The organism is Paenibacillus sp. 203, from assembly GCF_037027525.1.
In the GTDB taxonomy this organism is placed as follows: Bacteria; Bacillota; Bacilli; order Paenibacillales; family Paenibacillaceae; genus Paenibacillus; species Paenibacillus polymyxa_B.
Genome location: NZ_JAXCHD010000021.1, coordinates 1 through 13,365, shown reverse-complemented (window position 1 = coordinate 13,365; position 13,365 = coordinate 1). Strand labels below are relative to the sequence as shown.

At 53.4% G+C, this 13,365-nt stretch carries 1 protein-coding gene; it reads right to left on the bottom strand.

Features of this window, described 5'->3' with window-relative positions; all coding sequences use genetic code 11:
* Positions 1-37: 37 nt before the first annotated feature.
* On the bottom strand, positions 38-13,365 hold a 13,328-nt coding region (locus WA407_RS25535; RefSeq protein WP_442952058.1), incomplete at its 5' end, for an amino acid adenylation domain-containing protein.

Genomic DNA, 13,365 nt, shown 5'->3' with positions numbered 1-13,365 from the left:
ACACGCAAAGTGAATTCATTGCATTTAGAAAACGGATTTAGAAAACAAAGTCGATGGAATCCGGCGAGAAGCCTTCCGGTTGCTCGTCCGAGTTCACCTGAATATCGCTTAACAGCAAATCTGGATTGATCCCAACCTGGGACAGGATCGCTATCAAATCTCTGGTTAATCTCTCAATAGCGTCGGCTCCAAACAGCTTCGTGCAATATTCAAAGGAACCCTTGATTTCCCCGTCTTCATCACTCATAGACAAGGTCAAATCGAATTTGGAGATGCTGTGCTCCTGAACATATGGACTGAAGGACAGCGTTTCTAGCTTCGCTTCCTGTGACTCCGTATTTTGCAGTACAAACATAGTGTCAAATAATGGGTTACGGCTTGCATCCCGTGCTACATCCAGCTTTTCCACCAACTCTTCCAGTGGATAATCCTGATGCTCAAAGGCTTGCAGCGTACGATCTCTGGCTTCTAGCAAGTAGCTGTGGAACGTTTGGTTGCCCTTCGGCTGATGCCGGATGGCTAGCGTGTTGACGAACATTCCGATCAGTGGCTCCAGCTCAGGCAACAAGCGTCCTGCTACTGGCGTACCGATGATCAAATCGTCCTGACCGCTGTATTTGGACAGCAGAACGGTGTAGGCGCTTAATAACACCATGTACAGCGTACTTCCGGTCTGTGCCGCAATTCGGTGCAGTTGCTCGGATACATTTGCGTCCACTGTAAATTCATACATCGCACCCTCGAAGCTGCGAACAGCAGGTCTAGGATAAGCAATTGGCAAATCCAGTACCGGCAATTCTCCGGCTAAATGCTCCAGCCAGAAGTGTTCCCGGCGTTGGTATGACTCACGCTGCGTCTCCTGCTGCTGCCATACGGCGTAGTCTTTGTACTGAATTTGCAGCGGCTCCAATTCCTGTCCCTCGTACAGTTGTACCAGCTCCTGCACGATATTGTTAGACGATACACCGTCTGAAATAATATGGTGCATGTCGTACATCAGGAGATGGCGCTCTGGTCCAGTTTGAATAAGACGGACACGCAGCAGTGGTGCCTGGCGAAGGTCAAAGCTGCGTACAAAGGACTCGATATAAGCTTCGGCTTCGGACTCCCTAGCCTGCAGGTGCTCTACTGCAAACTCCACTTGATCGTAAACCCGCTGAACGACCTCGCCTTCCACCATTTCAAAGGAAGTCCGCAGCGTTTCATGGCGGGCTATTAACTGACGGAACGCATCTTCCAGCCGATCGGCCTGAAGCGGCCCCTCCACGGTTAATACACCCGGCATATTGTAGCTGAGATCCCCACCTTCCAGATGGCTCAAAATGTACAGTCGTTTTTGAGCCGAGGAAACCGGGTAGTACGCCTGTTGCGCCGCCGCAGGGATCACCGTATAGGTGTCTGTCCCGTGCGTTGCGATGAGCTGGGCTTGCTGCTCAATCGTAAAGTGTTGGAACACCTCACGCAGCGTAATCCGGCTGTCCAGTTCCTGATGGATTTTGGCCACCAGCGTCGTTGCCCGCAGGGAGTGCCCACCCACGTCAAAGAATGAGTCGGTGACTCCTACGCTGGATAGCTTCAAGACATCCTGCCAGATTTGGGCTAGCTTGGCTTCCAGCGGCGTCCGCGGTGCAACGTACTCCAGGCCTCCTTCGAGACGTGCTTCCGGTGCCGGCAACGCCTTGCGGTCGATTTTCCCGTTCGGTGTCAGCGGGAAACGATCCAGTTGTACCACATACGTCGGGATCATGTAATCCGGCAGCTTCGGCTGCAGCGCATTGCGCAGCTCCGGCAAACTCAGGGACTCTGAAGCTATGATGTAGGCACACAGGTCCTTGTGCCCGTCTTCGTTTTCCCATGCTGTGACCACGGCTTTCTGAATGCCATCCACGGTCAGCAGCTGCGCTTCCACCTCGCCCAGCTCGATCCGGTAACCCCGGATTTTCACCTGATGGTCGATCCGGCCCAAATACTCAATGCTGCCGTCTGGCAACCACCGGGCCAGGTCGCCCGTCCGGTACATCCGGTTTGCGTGAGTGCTGTCCGCTTGATCGGTTGCTGCCGCATCAGCGAACGGATTCAGGACGAACTTCTCTGCCGTCAGCTCCGGCAGGTTCAGGTATCCTCGTCCCACACCCGCACCCCCGATATAAAGCTCACCAGCGATACCGATCGGCACCAGCTGTTGCTGGTTGTTCAAGATGTATACAGACTGGTTCGCTATCGGCGTTCCGATGGATACCGTGTGCTCCCCTTTTTCCATCAGTACGTTCAGGGACTCTACATCTTCAATCGTATAAGCAGTCGCATCTACCGTGGTTTCGGTCGGACCGTACACGTTGGTAATGACCGGACGATACCCGGACCACTTGTGCAAGAACACATTTACCAGCTGCACGGATAATGCTTCGCCACCGATCAGGTAATGCTTCACTTCCGGCGCTTCCGTCACATTGACGCTTTCGTTCAAAATATGCAGATGCGCAGGTGTGCCGTCCGACAGATCAATCCGGTGCGTGCGGTAGTAGGCGATCAAATGCTCTCCGCTCAGACTGACGTCACGGGACACCACGTGCAGGGTGTGGCCTAACAGCAAGCTGGCAAAGACTTGCTTCACTGAAGCGTCAAATACAAATGCCGACAGCCATGCGACATGAAGCGGCTGTTCATAACGGCTGTATACTCGCTCCAATAAAGCATCTACCAGATTGCTAACACTGCCCTGCTCGATCATGACCCCTTTCGGCTGGCCGGTGGTACCTGACGTGTAAATCATATAGGCCAGGTTATGTGGGCGGGCGACAGGGATTAAATTGCTCGCATCCTGTGCTCCCAGTTGAGCTTGAACGTCCTCGTCATCCAAGACTACAGCTCGAACTGTGGATGGCAAGCTAAGCGACAGGTTGGCAACTCTACTTGTAATCACGACCTTGGCCCCACTGTCTTGGAGCATGTAGTCGATGCGCTCCTGTGGATACATCGTATCCATTGGTACATATGCGCCTCCGGCCTTAAGTACCCCCAGAATGCTCACCAGAATATCCGCAGAACGTTCCAGCAATACGCCAACCGGTTGATCAGCTTCGACCCCTTCCGCTTGTAACACACGAGCCAATTGGTTCGCACGCTCATTCAGCTCAGTGTAGGTCAGCGCGGTGGCCCCAGACACAACTGCTATCCGCTCAGGGTTGCACTTCGCTTGCTCTTCAAAGCGTTCGCTGAGCGAACGGCCTTGCAATGCTCCAAGCAGGCTGTACGCATTCGAATCATTGAACACCTTCAGAATCTGCTCGGTTTCTTCTGCCGTAATCAGTTCCAGCTCACTCAGCTTCGCATCCGGGTTCGCCGCCACGGCTTCGGCCAAACGAATAAAGTGGCGTGTCATCCGTTCTACCGTTTCGCGCTCGTACAACACGGTTGCATATTGCAATCCGAACTGGATACCTGCCTCTTCCTCTCTGGCTTCCAGCGTCAAATCAAACTTCGCTGGCGTTTGTTCCAAACCGTATGGACGGAAGCTCAGATCTGCCAGTTGCAGTTCGCCTTCTTCGGTGGTTTGTAGGGTAAACATCGTATCGAACAGCGGATGGCGGCTCATATCCCGCTTCACATTTAGCTTTTCCACCAGTTCCTCAAATGGGTAGTCCTGATGTTCATAGGCTTGCAGAGCACAAACTTTCACTTCTTCCACGTAGCTACGGAAGGTATGTTCCGCTGTCGGATAGTTTCGCAATGCCAACGTACCGACGAACATCCCGAGGATCGGTTCCAAATCTGCATGCGGTCGTCCTGCAATCGGTGTGCCGACTACGATGTCCTCTTGCCCGCTGTATTGGTGTAAGAGCGCGGTGTACGCTGCCAGCAGCACCATATACAATGTCGAGCCTGTGTGCGCCGCCAGTTCTTTCAGACGTTCGCTGACTTCACGTTCCAGCCCGAACACCACCGTATCGCCTGCCGTACTTCGTACCGACGGACGGGCAAAGTCTGTCGGTAGATCCAGCACAGGCAGTTCGCCCCGGAAGGTGTCGAGCCAGTACGCTTCCTGACGTTGCATCCACTCTTGATGGGCTTTGCTTTGCTGCCATACCGCATAATCCTTGTACTGTATTCGCAATGGCGAAAGCTCTTCACCGTCGTATAAGCGGACAAATTCATCGGTCAGTACTCCCATGGACACACCATCCGAGACGATATGGTGCATATCGAGCATGAGCAAATGCTGCGGTTCCTGCTCGGTTCCTTGTACACCCAAATCTACCAAGCCTACCCGCAGCAGCGGAGCGGCTTGCAGATCGAACGGACGTACAAACTGCTGCACCCGTTCTTGTGCTTCCTGGCTGACCATCGTATCCGCAGTCGCACCCTCTACCTGTACCTTCGTATACTCCACCTCGAACGGCACGGTGTCCTCAATCCATTGCACCGGCTCACTGTCCACCAGCTCAAAGCAGGTACGCAACGTTGCATGGCGGGCGATCAGTTGACGGAACGCGTCTTCTACCCGTTTCACATCCAGCGGTCCGCTCACTTGCAGCACCGACGGCATGTTGTAGTTCACATCATTCGGGTCAAACTGATGCAGCACATACAGTCGTTTTTGCGCCGAAGATAATGGGTAGAAGTTGCGTTCTTCCGTTACCGGAATGGACGCATATGTTACTTGATCCAGACCTTCCATGACCGCTGCCAGTTCTTCAATCGTTGGAGCTTCAAAAATACTGCGCAGTGGAAGCGGCTTGTTCAGCTCCTTGTGAATTTTCGAGGCCAGCGTCGTCGCCCGCAGCGAGTGTCCGCCAATCTCAAAGAAGTTTTCCTTCACACCGACCTGCGCCAGACCCAGCACATCCTGCCAAATTTGCGCCAGCTTCACTTCCACCCATGTCCGCGGTGCTACATAATCGGCTCCGCTTTGCAGGTTACCTTCCGGTGTTGGCAGTGCCTTGCGGTCGATTTTACCATTCGGTGTCAACGGCATCTGCTCCAGCTGCACCAAATACGAAGGCACCATGTAGTTTGGAAGCTCCTCGCCCAGTAAGCTGCGCAGCTCACCAGCGCTCACTTCCCGTTCAGCAACATAGTACGCCACCAGTTGGTTTTGCCCCTGTTCGTCCGCTTGTGCCAGTACGATGACCTCTTGTACGTCCTCCACCTTCAAAATTTGTGCCTCGACCTCGCCCAGCTCGATCCGATAGCCCCGGATTTTCACCTGATGGTCGATCCGGCCCAAATATTCGATGTTGCCGTCTGGCATCCATCTCGCCAAGTCACCCGTACGGTACATTCGTTCATAGCCGGCTTCGCCAGCCGCAAACGGGTTCGGTACAAATTTCTCAGCCGTCAGCTCTGGGCGATCCAGATAACCCCGGGCCAGACCCGGACCGGACACGCACAGCTCACCCGCTACGCCTACCGGAGCCAAATGTCCATGCACATCCACCATGTACACCCGATGATTCGGCATAGGGCGTCCGATGGAAATGAGTTGTCCGGCTCTCTCATCCTCGGATACCGGCCAGATGGACGTCGCCACCGAGTTTTCGGTTGGACCGTAGCCGTTGTAGTACGCCACCTGATCCTTCCACTTGTATACCAATTCTGTTGAGGATGCTGAACCCGCAGTGAACAGAATACGCAGGTTTGGCATCCGTCCCGGCTCCAGATACACCGCATAGGTCGGTGGCAACGTCGCCACCGTAATCTGATGTTCTGTCATATAATGTTCGAATCTCTCATAGTCCAAAATCGTCTCTGACGTTGGCACATACAACGTGGCTCCGCAGAACAGCGCCTGGAAGATTTCCCAGCAAGCCGCATCAAACGAATAGCTAGCGAACAGCAACGTATGATCCGACGTGCGGATCTTGAGCGTCTGATCAAAATACGTTTTCAGATTGCATAGACCGCGATGCTCCAACATAACACCCTTCGGCTGCCCCGTCGTACCCGACGTATAAATGACATAGGCCAGATCGTTCGGACCAGACAACGATTCCAAATTGGAACTATCCTCGTGATACACGCCCTGTGCCCCATTCAGCACCAGCACGTTACCGTCGAAAGCCACTTTATCCACCAGATGGCTTTGCGTTAATAACAGCTTCGCACCCGAGTCGTCCAGCATGTAGCGGATACGCTCCTCTGGATACGTCGGATCGATGGGGACATATGCACCCCCGGCTTTTAAAATCCCGAAGATGCCCACGATCATGTCTACCGAACGCTCGGTCATCAGACCCACCAGTCGATCCTTCGTCACGCCTTGACTGCGTAAGGTACGAGCCAGACGATTCGCACGTTCATTCAGCTCGCGATAGGTCAACTGCTCTCCTTCGAAGAACAACGCTGGCTGTTCCGGTGTCTGCGCCGTTTGTGTCTCGAACAAGCCATGGATCGTTTGCCCGCTCGGATACTCGGCAGCTGTATCTCCCCATACGCTGAGAATTTGCTTGCGCTCCTGCGTGGTTACCATATCCAGCTCATACACGCGAATGTCCGGCTTCGCCACCACCTGCTCCAACAGCTGTATCAGATGGCCCTGAGTCCGTTCAACGGCTTCCCGATCATATAACTTCGCATTGTATTCAAATCGGATTTTCATCGCTTCCTGCGGCATGACAACCAGATTGAAATCATAGTTGGTTTGTTCAATCATGCCTGCATTGCGAATTTCAAAATCCGACTCTGCACCTTCGCCAAGTTGCTCGACCTGCTCCTCCACCGGATAGTTTTCAAACACGATAATGTGGTTGATCAGATCTTGCTTTTGCTCGCTCAAGGCTTGAATTTCATATAGCGGATACGTTTCATAATCTTGAGAAGTCAGCGCCTGCTGCTGATTCGTTCTGATCATGTCAGCAAAGGTGTCCTCAGCCCCACTGCGGATACGTATTGGAATGGTGTTAATGAACAAGCCCACCATATTTTCGATCCCCGTAATATCCGCTGGACGACCAGACACTACACCGCCAAAAACAGCGTCGTCACTACCGTTGTACTTTTGGAGCAGCAATCCCCAGGCTGTTTGCAGCAATGTATTCGGGGTCACGTGATGCTGCTTGGCCACCATTTCCATACGTCTGGTCAAGTCCTTGCCCAGATCGCACAGGATATGCTCAAATTGTGCATCGTCCGCTTTCACGCCTACTTTTCCGGTCGGAATCGAAGTTTGCTGATCATAGCCGAGCAAATAATCCTTCCAGTACGCAGCTGCCGCCTCTACATCCTGTGCTTCAAGCCACTCAATATACTGACTGTATGGAGTCACGAGGGCAAGCTTCGGCTGTCTATGCTCCACGGCTGCAAAATAAGCCTCAAACACCTCATCCGTGACTAACGCCACACACCAGCCATCCATCAAGATGTGATGAGAGCTCCACACAAAATAATAATCCTCGTCGCCTGTTCGTAAAATCGCCACGCGCATCAACGCATCCCGGGACAAATCGAACCCGGCTGCCTTGTCCTTGCGAATAAATTCCTTCACATACGCGTCACGCTCCTGCTCATTCAGATGACGCAAATCTTCACATCTGAAACCAACATCCTTACGGCGGAAAATGACCTGCACAGGCTCATCCTGCCAACCGCTGATGAAATTAGCTCTAAATATTTCATGCCGCTGCGCCAAATGATTCAAGCTATCTTGGAAAATATCCGCTTGGAAGCGTCCGTGCAAATCAAAGGTCGTTTGTTCAAAATAAGCACCTGACTCTGCATCCATCAGACTATGGAACAACATGCCTTTCTGCATCGGCGTCAACGCATAGACATTTTCCAGTTCCCCCATGTCACGAGTCCGTTCTACCAATTGATCCAACTCGGCCATGGTTACATTTTTCAGCATGACATCGCTTGGCGTCAGCTCTTGCTGTTTGCGGCCTGTGCAATGCGCAATGATTTCCTGCAAACTGATTCTGAACTGTTCGGCTAACTGCTCTATCGTTTCACGACGATATTCCTGCTTGCTGTAGCTGATCGTCAATTGCAGTTCGCCTTCCGAAATCAGTCCGTTCATATCCAGCGTGTGCGATCTGGCTGCATGGGCGCTAAGCTCTGCACCGCTAGCGTAAGGAGATACACCAATGGATTGATTTTGCATATCTTGGTCAAATTGTCCCAGATAGTTAAAGCTGATTTCAGGTTCGGTTACAAAACGCTCTTGCTCACGTGCTGCGGACAGGTATCTCAACATACCGTAGCCAATGCCCTTTTGCGGAATGCGGCGTAGTCCTTCTTTCACATGTTTGATGCGCTGTGAAAGGTCTTGCCCCACGCTCATATCCAGCACAACCGGGAATTGGGTCGTAAACCAGCCCACGGTGCGCGTAATATCCAGTTCTGGCAGAATGGACTCCCGTCCATGACCTTCCAGGCTCACGAGCACTCGTTCCAGGCCCGCCCAACGATGAATCGTTAGTCCCAATGCGGTAAGCAGCAAATCATTCATCTCCGTGTTGTAGGCACGATGCGCTTGTTTTAACAGCTGCTCCGTTTCCTGAGTTGTCCACGTAACTGTAATGTTCTCGCTGTCCCTATTTAAGGAATGAGAAGGGGACTCGTCTTTTGGAAGCGGCTGATATACGCCTTGTTCCATTTCCTGCCAGAATGCGAGTTCTGCTGCCATGGCCGGACTGTTCGCATATTGAGACTGCCCATCCGCCCAGGTGCGGAACGAATCCGTTTTGTGCGGAAGACGAGCCGCTTGTCCGTTCAATGCCTGCTCATAAGCGGTCGTAATATCCTCGAACAAAATGCGCCAAGATACGGTATCCACCACTAAGTGATGAATCGCCATCAGCAAATGATCTCCATCGGGACAATGGAACAGCCCCAGCTTCACCAGCGGTCCTTCGCTTAAATGAATACCCGCCTGAATTTCATTCACTTTGGCCGCGATCGCCGCAGATACCTCAGACTCATTTCTGAAGTCGGCCCGATCCAGCGTATACAGCTCGCCCTCACCGACCGCGCGGTTCCAAGCTTCATATCCGCGCTCCGTAGGTCGGAAAATGATACGCAGTGCATCGTGATGGCTAACGATTTGATCCATCGCTGTGCGCAGGGCCGTTTCATCAAAACCGTCCTTGCTATGCAGCATAATGGACTGGTTATGATGATGAGCATCCGTCAGGTTCTGCTCAAAGAACCATTGTTGAACGGGTGTCAGCTTCACAGCGCCCACCACTTCGCTCTGATCCGCCAATCGGGTCACCGATTGAACTTTCAGTGCCAAGGCAGACACGGTTGGATGACTGAACAGGTCTTTCATCTCCAGTCGATAACCTGCTTGCAGCAATCGGGAGGATACTTGCAAGGCTTTGATCGAATCGCCACCCAGTTCAAAGAAGTTATCCTGCGTGCCTACCGCTTCCACGCCGAGTACTCCGGCCCATACCGCAGCCAGCACTTGCTCCACCGTGGTACGCGGTGCCACATAGGCTGCACCGGTATGGATGCTTCCTTCCGGTTCCGGCAAGGCCTTGCGGTCGATTTTTCCATTGTGGGTCAGTGGCAAGGTCTCTAGACGCATCAAGCGTGCAGGTACCATATGTGCTGGCAGTCCTGCTTCCAGCTCGGCCTGTACCTCCTCGATCCGCAGCTCGGTTTCTCCCGTGATGTATCCGCACAAATACTTGTGTCCACGCTCATCCGTCCGGTCGATGACTACCGCTTGACGCACGCCCGGCACCCGCTGGATCGCCGTTTCAATCTCGCCCAGCTCGATCCGGTAGCCGCGGATTTTCACTTGATAATCCATCCGCCCGATAAAGTCTACATTGCCGTCCGGCATCCACCGCGCCAAGTCACCTGTGCGGTACAGTCGTTCACCTGGCACGAACGGATTGGCCACGAATTTCTCGGCTGTCAGGTCCGCACGATTCAGGTAGCCTCGTGCCACCCCGCCACCGCCAATGCACAGCTCGCCCAGTACGCCGATCGGCACCGGATTCAACTGGCTGTCCACAATGTAGAAGCGGGCGTTCAGCCACGCCTGGCCAATCGGCACATTGCCGCTGCTTGGCAGCTTCGACAATTCTTCGTCGTAGAAGCTGGAGTCAATCGCCGCTTCCGTGACGCCGTAGCTGTTCATAATGCGGATATCCGCGCCAAACCGTTCTTGCAGCACCCGGTAGTCTGTCACGCTGCAGCTATCCGAGCTGGTAATCAGCAATTCCAGACTGCTCATGTCCAGTCCCTGTTCATACACATGCTGCATAAACGGTACGATCAGGGCCGGGGTCGATTCGAACACCGTAATCTGGTAGTCGCGAATCCAGCCGTACAGACGGCTTGGGTCAATCCGGTCGTCTTTCGGGCAGATGACCATCGTGCCACCGTTATAGAGCGTCCGTGCGATATCCCCGACGAACACGTCGAAGGAAAAGCTCGCCAGTTGCAACAACCGTACCGGGAACTGGTTCAGACGGTAATCCCGACGGTAGGCCGCGGCTGTGTTTACCAAACTGTGATGCTCGATCATGACCCCTTTCGGACGTCCCGTTGTCCCGGACGTGTAGATCACATACGCCAGATCCTGCGGTTCATTGATGTGATTGACGTCTGTGGTATCCCCGGTGTACAACGACTCATCGTCCAACGCCAGTACGGTATGCAGACGCAAACCCGCTGCGGATTCGGACGTTGCTTCGCTGTCAGGTGGCGAATCTGCTGTTCCATTCAGGGTTTCATGGAGAGTACTTGATTCCATCGTCTCAGCGCCAGCCGCTGTTTCCAACTCGCCCTCAGTCTGCCCTCCGGCCAAGGCCTGTCGGCTTTCTTCGAGCCATGCCTGTGCACGCTCCTGCAACCCCGTTTGGGTCAACAGTACCGTCGCACCACTGTCCTCCAGCATGAAACGAATACGTTCGGACGGATAGTCCGCATCCAGCGGCACATAGGCGCCTCCAGCTTTCCATACCGCCAATACGCCGACCAGCATGTCTACCGAACGTTCACTCAAAATGCCGACCATCGACTCGCGTCCAATGCCTTCATTTCGCAATTTACGGGCCAATTGGTTCGCACGCTCGTTCAGTGTGCGGTACGTAAGCTGCTGCTCCCCGTACACCACCGCCACGTGATCCGGTACAAGCTGCGCTTGTTCTTCCACAAAGGTATGGAACAGTGCTCCTGCTTCTACCGCAGCAACATCCGATACCCCTACATCTCCAAAACCGTAGATGATTTGTGCCTTTTCCTCGACGGTTACCATCTCCAAAGCTACCAGTGGCTGCTGCGGATGCAGCGTAATTGCACGGACAAGCTCGGTAAAATGCTGTGCCAATCGCCCGATGGTCTCAGCCTTGTACAGCGCCGTGCTGTATTCCAGACTGCACAGAATGCCTTCCGGCTGCTCCACTGCATCCAAGGTCAGATCAAATTTGGCCGTATGATTGTCCGTCGGATACGTTTTAAAGGTCAGACCCTCCAGCTCGAACTCCTGCTGTTCAAATGTTTTCAGCTCAAACATCGTGTCAAACAGCGCATTCCGGCTCGTATCCCGCGTTAAATTCAGCTTTTCAACCAGTTCTTCAAAAGGATATTCCTGATGTTCATAAGCACTGAGCGCATGCTCTTTGACCTCTTGCAAGTAATCCAGGAACGTTTTGTCGCCAGACGGATAATTGCGGATCGCCAGCGTGTTGAGGAATACGCCTACCAAGCCCTCCAGTTCTGCATGCGGTCTTCCGGCAATCGGCGTGCCGACGATAATATCCTCCTGCCCCGAATATTTATGCAAGAGCGTGCTATACGCGGCCAGCAACACCATGTATAAGGTGGAGCCGGTTTGCGCGGCCAGCTGTTTCAACTGCTCGCTGTCCTCCAAGCTGATCGCAAATTCCAATCGAGCTCCTTCTAGACGCTGTACGGCTGGTCTTGCAAAATCCGTTGGCATATCCAGTGCTGGAATGTCACCAGCCATCGTGTTCATCCAGTAGCTTTCCTGCTCACGAAGACGTTCACTTTGCATATCGGCATGCTGCCAAACGGCATAGTCCTTGTATTGGATGCGAAGTGGCGGCAGTTCCTTGCCTTCATATAATTGAGAGAACTCCTGCACGATAATTCCTTCAGTCACACCATCCGAAATAATATGGTGCATGTCATAGAGCATGACGTGACGCTCCGGTCCGGTTTCCACCAGCTGAACCCGCAGCAACGGTGCTTGTGCGAGATCAAATGCACGTACAAAGTCCTGTGCGTACTGCTGGGTCTCTTCTTCGCTTGCCTGCACATGCTCCACGTTGAATGCGACGCCCGATTCAATCCGTTGAATCACCTCACCATCTACCATGTCGAATCGGGTTCGCAGGGCTTCATGACGGGCAATCAGCTGGTGGAAGGCTTGCTCCAGTCGCGTTTTATCCAAGGAACCTTCAATGATCAAAGCGCCTGGCATATTGTAGCTAACCTCTCCGCCTTCCAGGTGACTCAGCACGTACATCCGTTTTTGCGCCGAGGAAACCGGATAATATGCACGTTCCTCCGCAACAGGGATGGATACATACGTTTGCTGTGTCTGAACTTCTCCCATCACCTGTACCAGTTGCTCAATCGTCGGATATTGGAAAATATCTCGCAGCGCCAGCTTGTAATTCAGCTCCTGATGGATTTTCGCCATCAGAGTTGTCGCGCGCAGAGAATGTCCTCCCACTTCAAAGAAATGGTCCTTAATACCGATCTGCGGATGATTCAGAACACTTTGCCAAATACGTACCAACTGCTCTTCTAGTAGTGTCCGCGGTGCCACGTATGCTGTGCCTCCTTCGAGGCGCGCTTCCGGCGCAGGCAACGCTTTGCGGTCAATTTTCCCGTTTGGTGTCAGCGGGAATTGATCCAGTTGTACGACATATGTCGGGATCATATAACCCGGCAGCTTGGGCTGCAGCATGTTGCGCAGCTCTGGCAAATTCAGCGCATCAGAGGCTACGACATACGCACACAAATCCTTGTCTCCGTCTTCGTTTTCCCAGGCGGTGACGATGGCTTTCTGAATGCCGTCCACGGTCAGCAGCTGTGCTTCCACCTCGCCCAGTTCAATCCGGAAGCCCCGGATTTTGACCTGATCATCCATCCGGCCAATAAAGTCCACATTGCCATCTGGCATCCACCGCGCCAAATCGCCTGTGCGGTACAATCGTTCACCCGCTACATATGGGTTCGCTACGAATTTCTCGGCCGTCAGGTCTGCACGATTCAGGTAGCCTCGTGCCACCCCGGCTCCGCCAATGCACAGCTCACCCAGTACGCCGATCGGCACCGGATTCAGCTGGCTGTCCACGATGTAGAAGCGGGCGTTCAGCCACGCCTGACCAATCGGCACATTGCCGCTGCTTGGCAGCTTCGATAGATCTTCATCGTAGA